Origin of the sequence: Dyadobacter sp. CY347 (assembly GCF_021502655.1) — a bacterium.
GTDB lineage: Bacteria > Bacteroidota > Bacteroidia > Cytophagales > Spirosomataceae > Dyadobacter.
Map to the genome: position 1 here is coordinate 167,503 of NZ_JAKFFT010000002.1, position 16,666 is coordinate 184,168.

Annotated in this window: 16 protein-coding genes; 6 read left to right on the forward strand and 10 right to left on the reverse strand. The window is 45.2% G+C overall.

The window, feature by feature from the left end:
* Positions 1–13: 13 nt before the first annotated feature.
* On the forward strand, positions 14–1,474 hold the full coding sequence (locus tag L0659_RS01395; protein ID WP_235123738.1) for a PhoX family protein: 1,461 nt from the start codon (positions 14–16) through the stop codon (positions 1,472–1,474).
* Positions 1,475–2,317: 843 nt separating this feature from the next.
* Positions 2,318–3,325: a cytochrome-c peroxidase gene (locus L0659_RS26445; protein WP_409018818.1), complete on the forward strand. Its 1,008-nt coding sequence runs from the start codon at positions 2,318–2,320 to the stop codon at positions 3,323–3,325.
* Here the strand turns inward: L0659_RS26445 and L0659_RS01405 are convergent, their stop codons facing one another.
* From L0659_RS01405 to pyrF, 5 genes are all read right to left on the reverse strand, one after another.
* Positions 3,326–4,822 carry an ATP-binding cassette domain-containing protein gene (locus L0659_RS01405; RefSeq protein ID WP_235123742.1) on the reverse strand — a complete coding sequence of 499 codons (1,497 nt, stop codon included), beginning with the start codon at positions 4,820–4,822 and terminating at the stop codon, positions 3,326–3,328. It lies immediately after the preceding gene.
* Between the two features lie 126 nt (positions 4,823–4,948).
* Positions 4,949–5,500, reverse strand: a complete 552-nt coding sequence (locus L0659_RS01410) for a type 1 glutamine amidotransferase domain-containing protein (RefSeq protein ID WP_235123743.1) — start codon at positions 5,498–5,500, stop codon at positions 4,949–4,951.
* A gap of 213 nt (positions 5,501–5,713) precedes the next feature.
* Entirely contained in the window at positions 5,714–8,317 is a 2,604-nt protein-coding gene (gene clpB, locus L0659_RS01415; protein WP_235123744.1) for an ATP-dependent chaperone ClpB, read from the reverse strand.
* A gap of 113 nt (positions 8,318–8,430) precedes the next feature.
* Positions 8,431–9,660 carry a diaminopimelate decarboxylase gene (gene lysA, locus L0659_RS01420; protein ID WP_235123745.1) on the reverse strand — a complete coding sequence of 410 codons (1,230 nt, stop codon included), beginning with the start codon at positions 9,658–9,660 and terminating at the stop codon, positions 8,431–8,433.
* A gap of 53 nt (positions 9,661–9,713) precedes the next feature.
* Entirely contained in the window at positions 9,714–10,541 is an 828-nt protein-coding gene (pyrF, locus tag L0659_RS01425; RefSeq protein ID WP_235123746.1) for an orotidine-5'-phosphate decarboxylase, read from the reverse strand.
* 103 nt (positions 10,542–10,644) lie between these two features.
* On the opposite strand from pyrF, the gene rfbC reads away from it, so the two are divergent.
* The gene (gene rfbC, locus L0659_RS01430; protein ID WP_235123747.1) at positions 10,645–11,190 is read left to right on the forward strand and encodes a dTDP-4-dehydrorhamnose 3,5-epimerase; all 546 of its coding nucleotides are present in this window, start codon (positions 10,645–10,647) and stop codon (positions 11,188–11,190) included.
* Between the two features lie 2 nt (positions 11,191–11,192).
* Here the strand turns inward: rfbC and L0659_RS01435 are convergent, their stop codons facing one another.
* The 5 genes from L0659_RS01435 to L0659_RS01455 all read right to left on the reverse strand — a co-directional run bounded on the left by L0659_RS01435 (position 11,193) and on the right by L0659_RS01455 (position 14,643).
* A complete protein-coding gene (locus L0659_RS01435) occupies positions 11,193–11,873 on the reverse strand; it encodes a type 1 glutamine amidotransferase domain-containing protein (protein ID WP_235123748.1) in 681 nt (226 codons plus the stop codon).
* A gap of 119 nt (positions 11,874–11,992) precedes the next feature.
* On the reverse strand, positions 11,993–12,652 hold the full coding sequence (locus tag L0659_RS01440; RefSeq protein WP_235123749.1) for a response regulator transcription factor: 660 nt from the start codon (positions 12,650–12,652) through the stop codon (positions 11,993–11,995).
* A gap of 6 nt (positions 12,653–12,658) precedes the next feature.
* Complete coding sequence (locus L0659_RS01445; protein WP_235123750.1) at positions 12,659–13,522, reverse strand: sensor histidine kinase; 864 nt, start codon at positions 13,520–13,522, stop codon at positions 12,659–12,661.
* Complete coding sequence (locus tag L0659_RS01450) at positions 13,509–14,054, reverse strand: hypothetical protein (RefSeq protein WP_235123751.1); 546 nt, start codon at positions 14,052–14,054, stop codon at positions 13,509–13,511. The genes L0659_RS01445 and L0659_RS01450 overlap by 14 nt, the downstream gene beginning before the upstream one ends.
* Positions 14,055–14,229: 175 nt before the next feature.
* On the reverse strand, positions 14,230–14,643 hold the full coding sequence (locus L0659_RS01455; protein WP_235123752.1) for a hypothetical protein: 414 nt from the start codon (positions 14,641–14,643) through the stop codon (positions 14,230–14,232).
* A 406-nt stretch (positions 14,644–15,049) separates the two neighbouring features.
* Between L0659_RS01455 and L0659_RS01460 the strand changes: the two genes are divergently transcribed.
* The 3 genes from L0659_RS01460 to L0659_RS01470 all read left to right on the forward strand — a co-directional run bounded on the left by L0659_RS01460 (position 15,050) and on the right by L0659_RS01470 (position 16,607).
* Positions 15,050–15,331 carry a SelT/SelW/SelH family protein gene (locus L0659_RS01460; RefSeq protein ID WP_255727019.1) on the forward strand — a complete coding sequence of 94 codons (282 nt, stop codon included), beginning with the start codon at positions 15,050–15,052 and terminating at the stop codon, positions 15,329–15,331.
* 249 nt (positions 15,332–15,580) lie between these two features.
* Positions 15,581–16,003: an Hsp20/alpha crystallin family protein gene (locus L0659_RS01465; protein ID WP_235123755.1), complete on the forward strand. Its 423-nt coding sequence runs from the start codon at positions 15,581–15,583 to the stop codon at positions 16,001–16,003.
* A 268-nt stretch (positions 16,004–16,271) separates the two neighbouring features.
* Entirely contained in the window at positions 16,272–16,607 is a 336-nt protein-coding gene (locus L0659_RS01470) for a hypothetical protein (RefSeq protein ID WP_235123756.1), read from the forward strand.
* Positions 16,608–16,666: the final 59 nt, after the last annotated feature.

The window sequence follows — 16,666 nt, forward strand, 5'->3', positions numbered from 1 at the left end:
TCTCACCATGGCGATGAAATTTAACTCTATTCCCAAAAATGCCCTTACCGCGCTGGTTTGCGGCGCGATGACCTTTTCCGGCTGCATTAAAGATCATAATGATCCGCCAGTGGATTCTTCAAAACTCATTAACCGTTCGGTGAACCCTTCGTTGCTGCGTTCTTTACCGGGTTTTGAGGATCTGAAAATCACGACACTGATCAGCTCCGACGACAAGTTGCAGGATTCTCCCGACTTCATTTACGGTGCTCAGCCAGACGGCGGTGCATTTGTGAAAAACCCAAATGGTGAAGGCTTTGTGATGATCAATAACCATGAAATTCTTTTCTCCGTATCCCGCGTTTATCTTGACAAAGAGTTGAAACCCGTTAAAGGTGAATACATTGTGGACGCAGAAGGCGGGCAGTGGAGATTGTGCTCTGCTACATTGGCAACCCCACAGGAACACGGTTTCGGGCCATTATTTCTGACGGCGGGTGAAAGCAACTCAGAGTCGATGACGCATGCCATTGACCCATTTGCGCCAGCTGATAAAAAGAATAAGACAAGAACGGTAAGTGCATTTGGAAAGTGGAATGCTGAGAATGCAGTGCCGCTTCCTAAGGATGCATTTCCGGGCAAAACGGTGATCATTATCGGTGAAGATGATACGAATGGTCAGCTTGTGGCTTACGTGTCGGATGTGGTTGGTGATCTGAACAATGGTAAATTATATGCATTGCGCCGCACAAACCAGGAAAGTGTGGAAACGGATATGGTGAAAGGACAAGCTTACGACGTTGAATTTGTTCCTTTTGATAATGTAAAAACAAGCACTGGAATGGAACTGCAAACACAGACGGTTGACAAGAAAATGATCCAGTTTGCCCGCGTTGAGGACATTGATTACCGCAAAGGCGGCGGCGATGCAGGTCGCGACATTTACTTCACTGCAACGGGTGTGAGTCAGTCGGATAAGGTTACTCCTGTGGCTGGGAAAAACATGTGGGGCCGCGTTTATAACCTGAAATTTGATGCAGCGAACCCATTGAAAGGCAAGTTGCAGATCATTATGGACGGAGCGGATAAGCCTGGCAGCTTCATTGTAAACCCGGATAATATCTGCGTGACCAAAAACTTCGTGTACGTGCAGGAAGACGGTGATTCATTCTATAAAGACAATGATCACGATGGCACGATCTGGCAGTATAACATGGCTACAAAAGAGAGCAAGGCAATGCTTCAAATGCACCACCGCAGAGAAGATGCGACATTCAACGCAAAATATAACTCGGTAGGAAACAATTCGTTAAGCACCTGGGAGTATGGCGCAATGATAGATATTTCGGATGTTGTGGGCATTCCTGAAACATTCATGATCAACCTGCACCCGCACACGTGGCAGGATGAAAAATACAAAGGTGCTGACGGCAGCGGCATTTCTACAAATAAAGAAGGCGGACAAACAGTGATCGTTCGCGGAATTCAGCAATAACACTTCTCAGCAAGCATATAGAAGGCCTTTTTCGGAGGGCCTTCTATCATTTTTATATTCACCATGAAAAATATTGTCTTTGCGATTTTCGCAGGCATTCTGGTTTTTGTGCTCAATTCCTGCACATCTGAAAAACCGCCGCACGAAAAAATCTATGCGGATTTTAATGCAGACCTGGATTCATTGATCGTGATGAATGATGGTTTTTTGGAAAAAATAAGATCAAAGCCGGGCGTGAAAACTTTGCAGGAGGATTTCCTGAAACTCCGGCTGCAATTCAAAAAAACAGAAGCATTTGCTGAATATTTTTTCCCTACTACGGTCAGAATGATCAATGGCGCGCCATTGGACGAGATTGAGGATGAGGAGAATGCGGTTTTTGAGCCGGGTGGGTTGCAGGTTATCGAAGAGCTCATTTACACAGATGAACCTGTGAACCAGGAAGAACTGGTGCGTCATGCGCGCAAGATGCAGGTGAATGTCAAACGGATCAAGATGTTATGGGTGGACATTCGCATTACCGACTCGCATGTGATGGATGCGCTGCGGCTCGAAATGTTTCGGCTGATCAGTCTGGGCATTTCCGGGTTTGATACGCCGGCTTCGGGCAATGCACTCGCGGAGAGTGCGGTTGTTTTAAAATCTTTTCAACATTATACACAAGCATACAAAGATCAATTGCCTGAATTTGCGAAACTGGACGGCCTTACCAGGGCTGCAATTGCGTTTTTAGGCCAAAATAGGGATTTCAATGCGTTTGACCGCTCAATATTTATTGCCGATTATGTCAATCCGTTATGCCGGTCGCTGCATAAAAACCAGGAACTGGCGGCCATCCCGTTTATGAATGGACGGAAGCTTCTGAACGGGAATGTGGCCACGATTTTTGATAAAAATGCATTTAATCCCGAAGCGCTTTTACCCGATTCGAAGTTCAATGCGACAGCGGACCGGGTTGCGCTGGGCAGGACATTGTTTTACGATAGCAGGATTTCAGGCAATGGAAAAACCAATTGCGGCTCGTGTCACCAGCCCGGTAAGGCCTATGCGGATGGCTTGAAAACCAGCAAAGGGTTTGATAATAAGTTCGTTGACCGCAATGCGCCTTCCATTATGTATGCCTCTTTGCAGCAAGCCCTTTTTTACGACTTGCGTGCGCCATCGCTGGAAGATCAGGCCGCGGACGTGATCCATAACAAGCTGGAAATGCATGGTTCTATGGACGACGTGGCCAAACTGGTGGCGACGGATGAATCTTACAAACGGGATTTCAAAAAAGCTTATCCCGAGCTGGATTCCATCAGCCCGGTTTACATTCAAAATGCGCTGGCGTCTTTCGTCCGGTCATTAAACCCTTTCAATTCGCCCTTTGATAAATATATGCGGGGTGATAAAAAAGTGCTTACTGATGATCAGGTGAAGGGTTTTAATGTTTTTATGGGCAAAGCCAAATGCGGGACCTGTCATTTCGTGCCGTTATTCAATGGGACCGTTCCACCCGATTTCCAGCGGACAGAATCGGAAGTTTTGGGGGTGACTGTTCATGCAGATTGGAAAAATCCTGTGCTGGACAAAGATCCGGGCAGAGGCGTGCACGACCAGTTTCCACAATGGAAAAATGCATTTAAAACGAGTTCCGTCCGAAATATTGCCAAAACGGCTCCCTACATGCACAATGGGGCTTTTGCTACCATGCAGGAAGTGATGGAGTTTTACAATGAGGGTGGGGGAGCCGGTCTGGGACTCGATGTGCCGAACCAGACGCTGGCAGCAGAAAAGCTTAACCTTACGGCAATTGAAATTACGCAGGTAATCTCCTTTATGGAAGCATTAACCGACGCCCCGGAATGATCAGGCGATCACTTTTCCCTTATCCAACCGCAATGTTTTCGTGACGCAGCCTGGGATTTCATGCGGGTAATGTGAAACGTAAATCAATGTTCGCTCGGGTGTGTCGCAAATGGCATCGACCACGGCTTTGAAATATTCAATGGCATTCGCATCTAGCCCCTGGCAAGGTTCGTCTAGAATCAGCAGAGGCGGATTTTTGACCAATGCACGCGCCAGCAAAACCATGCGCTGCTGCCCTTTGGAAAGCTCTGAAAATTTCTTTTCGATCAAATGGCCGACATGCAAGAGCGCTGCCACTTCATACACCTTATCAATTTGCTGTTCGGACAATTTTTTGAAAAAAACACCCGTTGCGTCAAAGAAGCCCGAGGCGATGGTTTTGAAAACAGACGTGTCCCGCGGAAAATAGAGATGCAGTTCAGGAGAAACGTGCCCGATCTTTTGCTTGATATCCCAGATAGAAGCGCCTGATCCGCCTCTTTTTGTATCAAACAAATCAAAATCATTGGCAAAGCGCTGTGGGTTATCAGCAGTAATAATGCTCAGCAATGTTGATTTCCCTGAACCATTAGGGCCGGAAAGCGCCCATTTTTCTCCTTTTTCAATTTTCCAATTGACCTGATCCAAAATAAGCTGATCGTGATAACGGACCGTGATGTTCCTGAGATCAATTGCATTTTCAAAATCTATATGCGCAGGATAACCGAAGCTGGCGAGCTTTTCAGGATCGGGCTTGGGGTTATGGTGCTGCCCTGCGAACCCCGCTTTATATTCGTCTATATTGAAAGTGCCTGCAATGTGGCCTGCATTCAGTTCAAGAACGTGCGTGATGCAGGGTGGAATTTCAGTTGCCGTTGTTGCCATGATAATGGTTACTCCGGATGATGCCAGCTCGCTCAAGGCATTGCGAAGCACCTCTCTCGAATGCACATCCAGGCCGCTGAATGCATTGTCGAGGATCAGTATCTTGGGTTTTTTAAGTAAGGATTTAGCCAGAAGCATCCGCCGCGTTTCTCCGTTTGATAATGTTACAAAAGGATGATTAAGTAAGTGGGTGATGGACAGCAGATCAGAAATTTCATTCAGTTCCGACTCGCTAACCTTCGCCGGTCCCAGCGTAACAGAATTCTCATTCACCGTTCCCACTGGCTTTAACTGATCGGTGAGAATCGCCCTTACCGATGGCGCGCGCTCGCTTTCATATGCGTGGAAACGCTGCTGGTAATATTCTGCGCCGGCACTTACAATGCGGTTGAACGAATAATCATTGGAAACCAGCTCAATGGCTTGCCTCAACGGCGCTTGCAGATCATAGGTAACCTGCCCTTTGGAAACCGGCCACCTCCCGGCCACAACATCAAGCAAAATCGTTTTCCCCGAACCATTCGGCCCAATCACCGCCCAATGCATTCCGGGTTCAATGTTCCAGTCAATATCAGATAAAACAGTAGTATCGTATTTACGGGCAGAAACGCCCAAAAGAGAAACAAGTGCCATGTAAACGCCAAATCAATGAGCGGGCAAAGATAGTAGTTCGGCGTTTAAGCGAGGATATTTGAAGGGAACTAAGTTGCGAATCGAGCATTGTTTAAATACTCGATTTTGCAACGTGTGGTAAATTCCTTAATGATAAACTTCCAGATTGAGCTGCTTGATCAATGCGCTTGTGAAGGCGGAGAGGTCGTCGGTTGTGCGACTGGTGATGAGGCCGTTGTCGGTTACTACTTCCTGGTCTACCCATCTTGCTCCTGCATTTTCCAGGTCCTGCCGGATGGAAGCGTAGGAGGTGATTATGCGGCCTAAAACTACATCAGCATCAATCAGGATCTGGGGGCCATGGCAAATGGCTGCGACTGGCTTGGCAGATGCAAAGAAAGATTTTACGAAATCAATAGCCCGGCTGTTCATTCTTAGCGCATTCATTCCCAGCACGCCGCCGGGCAAAAGCAATGCATCATAATAATCTGCCCGTGCCAGTGTAAGCGGCACGTCAACATTATGCTTTTCACCCCAGTCAAGATGACTCCATCCTCTAACCGCATTTTTGTTAGGGGATATGAGATGAGTTGTTGCCCCCTTTTGATTTAGGACTTTTCTGGGGCCGGTCATTTCAACCTGCTCAAATCCATCCGCCACCAGAATAGCAACTTTGATAGAATTTAATGACTGTTCCACGGGATTTGTGTAGAATTAAAGGGTTAGATTATTTAGATATAAAATTGTACAAAAATTATGCCAAAATGCGATTGTGGTTCCGTAGTGCATTTCTTGATTTAAATGTTGCCCCTATGTAACCAGTGTGGTGTACGCGTTGAAAAAGTGGGGCACGTTACAAAACAAAGCGAGCGACATTGCTGCCGCTCGCTCTAATATTAATATTTCAAGAAATTAAAGCTCAACATTACCTACATTTTCAAAGATCAGATCACCTTGCGAATTGAGCTCCATCATAATGACGGAGTCTTTGGCAACCTGTCCGCTCAATATCCCTTTGGACAACTCATTCAAAATGCGTCTCTGCATGATCCGTTTCAAAGGCCGTGCACCAAAAGCTGGGTCAAATCCATCCTCACCCAGTTTGGTAAGCGCTTCGTCGGTGGCATCGAGGGTAATTCCCTGTTCTTGCAGCATCTTCTGAATCCCTTTGAACTGAATATCCACAATCTTGCGAATGTTTTTCTGCGTAAGGGGCTCGAAAAGCACAATTTCATCGATCCGGTTCAAAAACTCAGGTCTTACTGATGCTTTCAACAGGTCCAGGACCGCCTGTTTGGCTTCCTCCACAACCAATGTATGGTTCCAGCCCTCATCCTCAGCAAATTTCTCCTGGATAATGTGGCTGCCCATGTTGGAAGTCATGATAATGATCGTGTTCTTGAAATTCGCAACACGTCCTTTGTTATCCGTCAGACGGCCTTCGTCCAACACTTGCAGCAGAATGTTCCAGACATCCGGATGGCCTTTTTCAATTTCATCCAGCAAGATCACGCTGTAAGGTTTACGACGAACGGCCTCGGTCAATTGTCCGCCTTCATCGTAGCCCACGTATCCCGGAGGCGCACCCACCAGCCTGCTTACAGAGTGCCGCTCCTGATATTCGCTCATATCAATCCGTACGATCGCATTTTCGTCGTTGAACAAATATTCGGCAAGCGTTTTAGCCAGTTCTGTCTTACCTACACCCGTTGGTCCCAAGAAAAGGAAGCTTCCGATAGGGCGTTTCGCATCCTGCAAACCAGCCCGGCTCCGCCTGACAGCATCGGCAACCAGTTCAATGGCTTCGTCCTGTCCCGCAACGCGGTGGTGCAAATGATCTTCAAGCTGCAAAAGTTTTTCCCTGTCGCTTTGCAGCATTTTGCTTACCGGAATGCCTGTCCATTTTGCAACTACTTCTGCAATGTCCTCAGGCGTGATTTCCTCCTGCATTAAGCTCTCGGCGTTTTCGGATTGCTGCAATTGCGTCAACTTGTTTTGCACTTCCGGAATGCGTCCGTAACGGATTTCCGCTACTTTGCCAAAGTCACCCGAACGTTCGGCCTGTTCGGCTTCAAGGCGCAGCTGTTCGCTTTGCTCCTTCAATGTGCGGACTTCGTTGACTTTTCCTTTTTCATTTTCCCACTGGGCTTTCAAAGTGTTGCGCTCCTCGCTGAGGTCTGCAATTTCTCTGTTCAGCACGGTTTCTTTGTCTTTGTTGTTCTCACGGCGGATTGCTTCGCGCTCGATTTCGAGCTGCATAATGCGGCGGTTCAGTTCGTCGAGCTCTTCGGGAACGCTGTCCATTTCGAGCCTTAACTTCGAAGCTGCCTCGTCCATTAAGTCAATGGCCTTATCGGGCAGGAAACGATCGCTGATGTAACGGTTCGATAATTCGACGGCTGCAATAACCGCATCATCCTGAATCCGCACGCCGTGGTGCAATTCGTATTTCTCCTTAATCCCCCGAAGAATGCTGATCGCATCAGGAATATCCGGCTCGTCGACCATTACAGCCTGGAAACGACGTTCCAGAGCTTTGTCTTTCTCCATATATTTCTGATATTCCTTCAAAGTGGTCGCACCAATTGCGTGCAATTCACCACGGGCAAGCGCAGGTTTCAGCAGGTTAGCAGCGTCCATAGCACTTTCGCCGCCCCCGCCCGCACCGATCAATGTGTGGATTTCGTCAATGAAGAGAATGATCTCGCCTTCTGAATCGGTCACTTCTTTGATAACTGCTTTCAGACGTTCTTCAAACTCGCCCTTATATTTCGCACCAGCGATCAGAAGTCCCATATCGAGGGAAACAATGATCTTTGATTTCAGATTTTCAGGAATGTCTCCTTGTACAATCCGTTGCGCCAGACCTTCCACGATCGCGGTTTTACCCACGCCGGGTTCGCCCAGCAAGATCGGATTGTTTTTTGTTCTCCGGCTCAAAATCTGCAAAACACGACGTATTTCCTCGTCCCTGCCTATAACCGGGTCGATTTTACCGGCTTTCGCCAGTTCATTTAGATTTTTGCTGTATCGTTCCAGTGAGCGATATTTAGCTTCTGCATTTTGATCTTTCACGGGATTGTTTTTACCTCTGAGTTCTTTGATTGCGTTAATCAGGTCTTTTTCCTTGAAACCAACTTCCTTCATGAGCGTCGCGGTGGCGTCTTTTCCAGCCAGGATACCCAGGATGAGGAGTTCAATGCTTATGAATTCGTCGTTAAATTCTTTGGTGAAATTTTGGGCTTTGGCGCTTGCCGCAGCCATATCATTGCCCAGGTAAGGCTGGCCGCCGCTTACACGCGGATATCCTTCCAATATCTTTTCCAGACGGTTGTTCAAAATGTCCGGGCTTATCTTGAGCTTATTAAGCAGAAATAACGAAGTGTCAGGGTCTTCTTCCAGAATTGATTTCAGGACATGACCCGTTTCGATGGCCTGTTGCTGGTTGCCCTGGGCCATTTGCGCAGCATGTTGTATAATCTCCTGCGCCTTAATTGTATATTGGTTGAAGTTCATGGAGATGATTGCTTTGTTTACATCACTCCATGAAAATCATATGCCTGATCAGAAAGCCTGAAATTTTGGCATTAAAAAAAAAGAATTGAGCTTATTCAGGACATAATGTCTTGTTACAAGTCCATTTGTGTCTTCAACAGATCTTCCAGCGTTTCCCGTCTTCTGATCAGTCGTGCTTCCGATTGGTCTACTAAAACTTCCGCCGGCCTTTCGCGGGCATTGTAATTGGAGCTCATGGTGAGGCCATAAGCGCCTGCATTCAAGAATGCGAGTAAGTCTCCGGTTTTTACTTCCGGCAAAGTCCGGTCTGTTGCAAACGTGTCTGTTTCGCAGATATAACCCACCACATTATAAACTTTCGGCTCACCCGCAGGATTGGAAACATTCAGAATATGATGATAAGATCCGTACATCATAGGGCGGATCAAATGGTTTAATCCGGAATTCACATGCACGAAATTGCGTGCCGGATCTTCTTTTACAACGGTTGCATTCACCAGTAAGTAACCGGCTTCACTCACCAGGAATTTGCCTGGCTCGAACCAAAGCTGCAATTCTCTTCCATATTCACTGCAAAACTTTTTAAACCGCTCGGAAATTTTTCTTCCCAACAAATCCATGTCTGTGATCTCATCTCCGGGCAAGTAGGAAACCTTGAAACCGCCTCCCAGATCGACTATTTCAAGATCAGGGAAATGTTTGGCTGTTTCAAACAGAATGTCCGCCACTTTCAGGAACGGCTCCGCATCTTTGATGTCTGATCCTGTGTGTTGGTGTAAACCAATGATTTTAATGTCATATTTTTTAACAACTTCAAGGATTTGGTCCAGTAACAGCACCGATATGCCGAATTTGGAATCCGCATGCGCCGTCATGATCTTCGCATGGCCGCCTGCCGCAACATTGGGTTTTATTCTGATCAGGCATGGTTTGGTGTTGCCGTAAGTCTGGCCGAACCATTCCAGTAACGGAATGCTGTCCACATTAACGATCGCGCCCGCATCCACAGCCTGCCTTACTTCTTCAAATGGAACCCCGCTTGGTGTGAATGTAACCTGGTTTGCAGTATAGCCAGCCATTAAACCCATTTCCAGCTCCCCCGGCGACACCACATCCAGTTCCACTCCAATTTCACGCATTAAGCGCAAAATAGACAGGTTTGTATTGGCCTTGCAAGCATATTTGATCTTCATATTAATGCCGGGAAACGCATGCTGCAATTCCTGCACTTTGCGTCGGATCGTCGCGCCGTCGTAGACGTAAAGCGGACTGCCGAATTTCTCAGTTAACTGATGCGGATCAATGTTTTGTATCGAATATGAATGCTGATCGGAGAGTTGCATGGAGCAATGTAATGGATTGAAAACTGGAAGATTAATGTTGTAATTTTAAGTGCTTACTTGCAATATTGGTCGAGATAAGTTGCCATTTCCTGCTGCAAAAGCTGGGCTTCTTTTTTTGCTTTTTGGGCAAAATCAATGTCATTTCCGGCATAAATAATGCTTCGGGATGCATTCACGAGGAGGCCGCAATGTTTATTCATGCCAAATTTTGAAAGTTCTTCGAGATTTCCGCCCTGCGCGCCTACGCCGGGAACGAGCAGGAAATGATCGGGGATTATCGTCCTGATCTTTTCAAACTCAGCCGCTTGCGTTGCGCCTACGACGTACATCATACGGTCGGCACCGGCCCAGGTTTGGGAAGTTCTGAGCACTTGCTCATATAAAGGTGTGCCGTTTATTTCGAGACGCTGAAAGTCGCTGCTGCCCGGATTGGACGTTAATGCCAGCAGGATAACCCATTTATTTTCAAAATCTAAAAACGGAATGACAGAATCGCTGCCCATGTAAGGCGCGACGGTAACTGCATCAAAATCAAGCCCGGAGGCCGAAGGATCGAAGAACGTCCTGGCATAAAGGCCGGACGTATTCCCAATGTCGCCGCGCTTTGCGTCCGCAATCGTAAAATGACTTTTTGGAATGTATTCAATCGTTTTTTGCAAACTTTCCCAGCCTTTGGAACCCGAAGCTTCGTAAAAGGCGATGTTAGGTTTATAGGAAACACAAAAATCCGCAGTGGCATCGATGATCTGTTTGTTGAATTCAAAAACAGGATCCGCGGCTTTGTGCAGATGCGCAGGGATTTTCCTGATATCTGTGTCAAGCCCTATGCACAAATAGGATTTTTTCTGGGAAATTTGTTCAAACAGCGCTTCGTAGGTCATGATTTTGGAAATAATGCGCTGAAATTACAACCTCTATCAATAGATTCATAAATTTGTCCCAAGATTAAGACTTACCATTACCAACCAACAGAAATATTATTTTATGCAGATTCGCGAAACTTCCATTGCCGGATTAGTTGAACTTACCCCACGTGTTTTTCATGATGATCGTGGAATGTTTTTTGAATCTTATAATGAGCAGATATTTAAACAATTGGGTTTGCCAACCAACTTTGTTCAGGATAATCAGTCTTTTTCGAAAAAAGGCGTGGTAAGAGGGCTTCACTTTCAGAAAGCACCGTTCGCGCAAGGCAAACTGGTCCGCGTTATTTCCGGTAAGGTTCTGGACGTGGCCGTTGACATTCGCCCTGAATCCCCAACTTTCGGTAAGCATGAAATTTTTGAATTAAGCAGCGAGAAAAACAATATTGCCTACGTTCCGGAAGGTTTTGCGCACGGCTTTGTTGCACTGGAAGATTCGATTTTCTCTTATAAATGCACCAATATTTACAACAAGGAATCCGAATCTGGAATTTTGTGGAATGATGAGGACCTGGCGATCAACTGGGGCGTAGAAAATGCGAATGTGTCTGATAAGGATGCGATTTTACCGACTTTCCGCTCGCTTTTCGGAGACCTGAAAATCTAACATTATTTTTCAAAGAGCTCTTCCAGCGCTTTTGAGGCGACTTTTCTTGCTGAGTTTGGATTCTGGCCAGTGATCAGTCTTTCATCCATTTCAATGAATTCCATAAAAGGGATCATTGATTTGGTGTAATGTGCGCCGCGCTCTTTCAATTTGTCTTCCAGATAAAACGGCACCTCACTTACAAAGCTCATCAGGGCTTCTTCCACATTGGAAAAGCCGGTAACGTATTTATCCTGGATCAGCCAGGAACCGTCAGATAATTTAACATTCAGGAGGCCGCATACGCCGTGGCAAACTGCGGAAACCATTCCGTTGCGTTCGTAAACATCCCTGACGATGTTCTGCAAATCTGTATTTTCGGCCAAATCCCACATGGCTCCGTGACCGCCCGCAAAATAAACCAGGCGATAATCGGCAGAACGGACCTGGGCAGGGGAAAGCGAATGGTCTAATTTCGACCGGAAGGCTGCATCTTCCCAATATTTTGCATTGCATTCATCTTTCAATTCCAGACTGCGTTCGTCGATCGGAATTTTTCCACCCAACGGGCTGACAATGTCCATAAGAACCCGCCGTTTGGACATCACATCATAAAAATAAGTCAGTTCACTCAGCCATAGACCTGTTTTACCGGCTTTGGTCGGGAATGTTTCATGATTGGTGCAAACGATGAGGACTTTCATAAGATCTTACAAAGTTACTGGCTGAAAGATAAATAAATCACAGGAGTTTCCCAGCTGAAAACGAGAATGACACGCATTTGGGTGCGTGTCATTCTGTAAATTGCAATTTATAAATGCTCTTAATTCAATAGTTGATTTTTGTAGGCAAATGCAACCGCAGCTGCTGTGCTTTTGGTTCCTGTTTTTTCCAAAACCCTTAACCGGTGGCCTTCTACCGTGCGCACGCTGATGAAAAGCTTGTCGCCGATCTCCGCCGTCGAAAAGCCGTCGCATATCAGTTGAAGGACTTCCTTTTCCCTTGACGAAAGCGCAACATTGCAGGCGTTGGGGAAGAAGGGATGCTTATTAACCTGCCGGGTTACCATTTTCCGGTGCATGGCTTTGGAAACGAAGTCGTTGTAATAAAAACCTTCCTCATCCACGCGGCGAATGGCTTTTTCCACTTCGTCCGGACTTGTGTCTTTTAATAAATAGCCCTGCACACCCTTTTCCAGCATGTGAATAACGAAACGGTCTTCATTATACATGGAAACAACGATCACCTTAATGTTAGGGAATCTTTCAAAAGCAGCCTCTGTGGCCTGAATCCCATCCATAACCGGCATTTGCAGGTCCATAAAAACGATATCCGGTGTGTTGGCAGGCAAACGGTCGAGTAATTCCTGGCCATTGGCCGCTTCAAGTACAAATTCGAAATCGGGAATGCCGCTCAGCATGGAGATAAACCCCTTTCTGAACAGTTCGTGATCGTCGGCAATTCCCAGTTTTAAGGTTTTCATATTTAATTAAATGTTCACGCGCTCACGGCGGAATGGATGCAAAGGTTCCGGTTTGCTGTCTGAAACCGGCATCACCGGGATCTGTGCAAATGCACTTGCGCCGCCTTTTTCAGGTTTTTCGTATTGGACTGTTCCGTTAACAATCGCCAGCCGGCTTTCGATGCCTAACAGGCCCAGCCCAGCGAGATTATTTTCTTTGATTTTTTCGGGATCAAAACCCACTCCGTTATCCGTCACTTTCAATCCGATCATCTGATCATTGATTTCCAGCCGTATATCAATTTTAGAGCAGTTGGCATGCTTGATCGCATTGTTGACCAATTCCTGCATAATGCGGTAAAGCGTAAGTTCCAGTTTCTGGCCTTGCCTTGGGAAATCGTCTGTGTTGGCCAGGAAGGTGATGGCGAGGTTGTTATCTTCTTCTAATTTATGAATAAATTCCTCGATCGCCTCCATTAATCCAAACCTTTCCAATGTCGTGGGCACCAGATCACGCGTGATCCTGCGCACATGAAGGATGGTTTCCTCAACCAGCGACTGCGACTTTCTCATGATCTGGTCCTCCTTCTCATTTCCGCTGCTGCCGACCAGTTTGCTGAGCTGGTTAAGGCTTAACTTGGTGAGGGATAGCATTGTCCCAATGTCGTCATGCAAGTCTTGGGCAATGCGGCGGCGCTCTGTTTCTTCTGAGTTAAGCGCGGTGTCCAGTAAGAGGCGGTTGTAATTTTTTTCAATGTCACTGATCCGCTTTTCCTCCTCAAATCGTCTTTTTTGATAGTACATCACGAAAGAGATCATGCAGAACGCCATGGTCAGCATTGCCAGCGAGGCAATGAGTAACGCCCATTTCAATTCTTCACTGTTTTGCATAATGTCCTGCCGAAAAATGATAAATACCAACGCTAAAGCACAACGCACATACTATTTCAAAAATAGTTGGAATGGTTTCAGTTAAGCCTATGTCAACGGAATGATTCCAGGTGGCCGTATAATGTAAGACAGGCGCAATAAAGATAAAACTTGAATAATATAACAGTAAACCTGAGCATACCCAGAAAAAGGGAAAGGTAAGCAGGTTTGGAATGCGCAAAGACTTTATCAGTTCATAGAAAAACAATAAAATCAATGTAATAATCAAGACTCCTTCCACTGTTTTTGAAAACAATACTGCCCTGTGGTTATGCAGGTCACTTATCACTGGATTTGAATTAAAAATATCCCATGCTGTGAAAGCTAAAAAGCCCACCATTGAACCTATAATCCCTTTTTTTAATGTCGGTGAGTTGAATTTGTAATAGAACATTCCGCCCAGCAAAGCGTAATTAACCGGGATGGCTAAATTGAAAAACAATATATTATTCTCATGATTAGCAGCCGAACGAACCATTATAATATCAATCATCAATTTCACTGTCAAGTAAACCAACAGCAATCGGAAGGTGGGGTCGATGTATGCTTTTTTTAAAATTATTAATATTAGCGGTAATAGTGTGATAAATACTGCTATGCATGAGACCGGGTTTCTGAAACAATACGAAATGAAAATTTCAAACATATAGTGTGTTAATTATTACTGCCTAACATTGGTGCGGGCAAAGCGGTCCGCCTGTCATGGCTTCTTTCCTTGCGGGCATATCCTTCATTCCACTAAGCCGGGCAGACTTGGTTAGGTCATTGCCGTGCGCGTCGACAGGGATAAGCACAAGTCTTGCGGTCGGTCTTTTTGTGCCTTTGGCCAGCATTTGCTTTTCTCCTGCGTTATGTCCTTCCTCCTCCGTAATGCCGTAATAAACGCGAAAACCAACACAAGTTTCTCCGTGAATGCTCATCAATTCATTGAATGTATGTATTCCAAAAAACTCGGCTTTTACATAATTCTCACCGCGAAGCGTAATTTCCTGTTCTCTTCTCTGAAAAGGTTCAGTAATTCTTAATGCTTGTTCCGCTGAGATCAGCTGTCCTTCTTTACCCGTAAATTTCCGTGGATCCATAAACGTTTTAGAGAATTTTTAAAAATTTCTTGATATACGTAAATGTAACCCCCACGTGCCTTACCACCAAGCGGAATGCATTGTATTGAGTTACCGGTTCTCGTGTAAAGATTTGTAAACCAATGTGTTGAAAAATGAGCTGGGGACAAAAACACGTAGTTTTACCTACTACATTGGGGATTATTACCAAGGCTTAAAATAGGGGTTACGCATTTTACAAATCAGGGGTTATAACGCTAAAAATAATGTATAGGGCAAGCGACATTTGTAAAGCGTTAAGGGAGAAATTTTTAGACGGATTTCTCGCAAAAGATTAAAAGGGTTAGGTTAAAATTCGAAAGCCGTGAGGGATATCCTTCACGGCTTTTTTGATAACTTGATGACCCAAAGCATTGTGTTAATGATCATGAAACCTACAATCAACATTGAATACTGCCCGAAATGCGGCTGGCTGCTGCGATCTGCCTGGATGGCGCAGGAATTACTCACCACATTTACCGACGATCTGCATGCAGTCCAGCTTGTGCCGTCGGAAGTTGCGGGAAGATACATCATCAGCTTGGGGGACGACATTATCTGGGACAGGAAGCGCGAAGGACACTTCCCGGAGCCCAAAGAAATCAAGCAACTGATCCGCGATCGCATTGATCCCGAACGCGACTTAGGACATTCTGATCGCAAATCCTGATCAGCATTCAGATAGTAGGACAATTTGTCGCTCTGTGGGGAGCGGTTACTGCAACTTTGACATTAGGTTATTTCCGGTTTATTTGTGGTAATATGGTTATTCAGGGCTAAAAAGATGCTTTCAGTCATTTGAAGGCGGTTGAAGATTTTTTACCAACGGATTATATTTTCAAATTTTAATCGAAAAATAATCTTTGGCACGTAGTTTTTCGTTAATGTATAAAACTTGTGAATCTTAAACGCGATAGCTATGGAAAGCAAACTGAAAATACCCCAGGAAATGCTGATGAATATTGATTTCATCAACACGATCAATGGTGGAATGAGTGAGCCCGCTATAAAGCTTGATAGAGGATCGGACGGTTTTGAAGTTGTTGTGAAGGTTCCTGGCATCGAGGTTGAAGATCTTCAATTGGAAGTAGTAAAAGGAAAAAAGAATACTAATAATCTAAAACTATTTCACTTGTTGCCCATATTTTCTCAGGAAAGTCTGTCCGATGAAGAGCAGTGGAGAACGATACGTTTCATCAATACATTCGTCATTCCCGACGGGGTCGACGTTGAAAATATAACAGCAAAATATGACGATAATTTGCGCCATCTTGTGCTATTTCTTCCTTACGGAGACGAGCAGGGAGATTACCACAGGAAGGTTAACATTGAACGCTGGTAACAGCGAATTTGCACTAAATAAAGTCACCCGATAGTTACAACTGTCGGGTTTTTTTATGTGTCATGCACTATATTGCGCCCGAAAAAGAGATCTTTCATTGCCTTCGGTCTTATGAATGAAGCACATGGAATATAGCTTTCAGGAATTGTACGCATCCAATAGTTAATATTAACATAGGGTAAACATTTTGTTTTATATTAAAAAAAGGAGTTTCATCTCTGTATCTTAGCATCCATATTTTATATATTACTCCTCCAATCTCAACGTTATGAAAAAATCAAATATCTTCGCTTACATTGAACTTACGAAACTTGTAGAAGAGCTCAAAGTTTCAAATGCTTCCGGTCAGCTTAAGCAAAAGTTAAAATCCCAATCTGCATATTTCAACATTATCGAACCGCGGTACTTTTCCGATAGCCTTATTGGGGAGTGGGAGCAGATCCTGAGCCTTATCAAACAGAAAGGTGTGAAAGTGAATGAGGAAGGGAAAGTTGTTTCCAATGCGGTAAGCAATACAATCGACCAGTTTTCGGACAGGGAATGCGAAGTGCTGGTGGATAAGGTTTACTCCTTGTACGACCAGGTTAAGATGGAATTTCAATAACATTTTTATAGAAAAGGGCTCCTGGTTTTCCAGGAGCCCTTTATTGTTTCAAGTTGCAG

What these genes read in the sequence shown, in the direction of transcription:
- lysA (WP_235123745.1), bottom strand. Translation starts at nt 9,660, where the DNA reads ATGCAACTCTCCGATCAGCATTCATATTCGATACAAAACATTGATCCG.
- clpB (WP_235123744.1), bottom strand. Translation starts at nt 8,317, where the DNA reads ATGAACTTCAACCAATATACAATTAAGGCGCAGGAGATTATACAACAT.
- L0659_RS01445 (WP_235123750.1), bottom strand. Translation starts at nt 13,522, where the DNA reads ATGCAAAACAGTGAAGAATTGAAATGGGCGTTACTCATTGCCTCGCTG.
- L0659_RS01460 (WP_255727019.1), top strand. Translation starts at nt 15,050, where the DNA reads ATGAAACCTACAATCAACATTGAATACTGCCCGAAATGCGGCTGGCTG.
- L0659_RS01470 (WP_235123756.1), top strand. Translation starts at nt 16,272, where the DNA reads ATGAAAAAATCAAATATCTTCGCTTACATTGAACTTACGAAACTTGTA.
- L0659_RS01435 (WP_235123748.1), bottom strand. Translation starts at nt 11,873, where the DNA reads ATGAAAGTCCTCATCGTTTGCACCAATCATGAAACATTCCCGACCAAA.
- L0659_RS01405 (WP_235123742.1), bottom strand. Translation starts at nt 4,822, where the DNA reads ATGGCACTTGTTTCTCTTTTGGGCGTTTCTGCCCGTAAATACGATACT.
- L0659_RS26445 (WP_409018818.1), top strand. Translation starts at nt 2,318, where the DNA reads ATGAATGGACGGAAGCTTCTGAACGGGAATGTGGCCACGATTTTTGAT.
- L0659_RS01395 (WP_235123738.1), top strand. Translation starts at nt 14, where the DNA reads ATGAAATTTAACTCTATTCCCAAAAATGCCCTTACCGCGCTGGTTTGC.
- L0659_RS01440 (WP_235123749.1), bottom strand. Translation starts at nt 12,652, where the DNA reads ATGAAAACCTTAAAACTGGGAATTGCCGACGATCACGAACTGTTCAGA.
- L0659_RS01465 (WP_235123755.1), top strand. Translation starts at nt 15,581, where the DNA reads ATGGAAAGCAAACTGAAAATACCCCAGGAAATGCTGATGAATATTGAT.
- L0659_RS01450 (WP_235123751.1), bottom strand. Translation starts at nt 14,054, where the DNA reads ATGATTGATATTATAATGGTTCGTTCGGCTGCTAATCATGAGAATAAT.
- L0659_RS01455 (WP_235123752.1), bottom strand. Translation starts at nt 14,643, where the DNA reads ATGGATCCACGGAAATTTACGGGTAAAGAAGGACAGCTGATCTCAGCG.
- rfbC (WP_235123747.1), top strand. Translation starts at nt 10,645, where the DNA reads ATGCAGATTCGCGAAACTTCCATTGCCGGATTAGTTGAACTTACCCCA.
- pyrF (WP_235123746.1), bottom strand. Translation starts at nt 10,541, where the DNA reads ATGACCTACGAAGCGCTGTTTGAACAAATTTCCCAGAAAAAATCCTAT.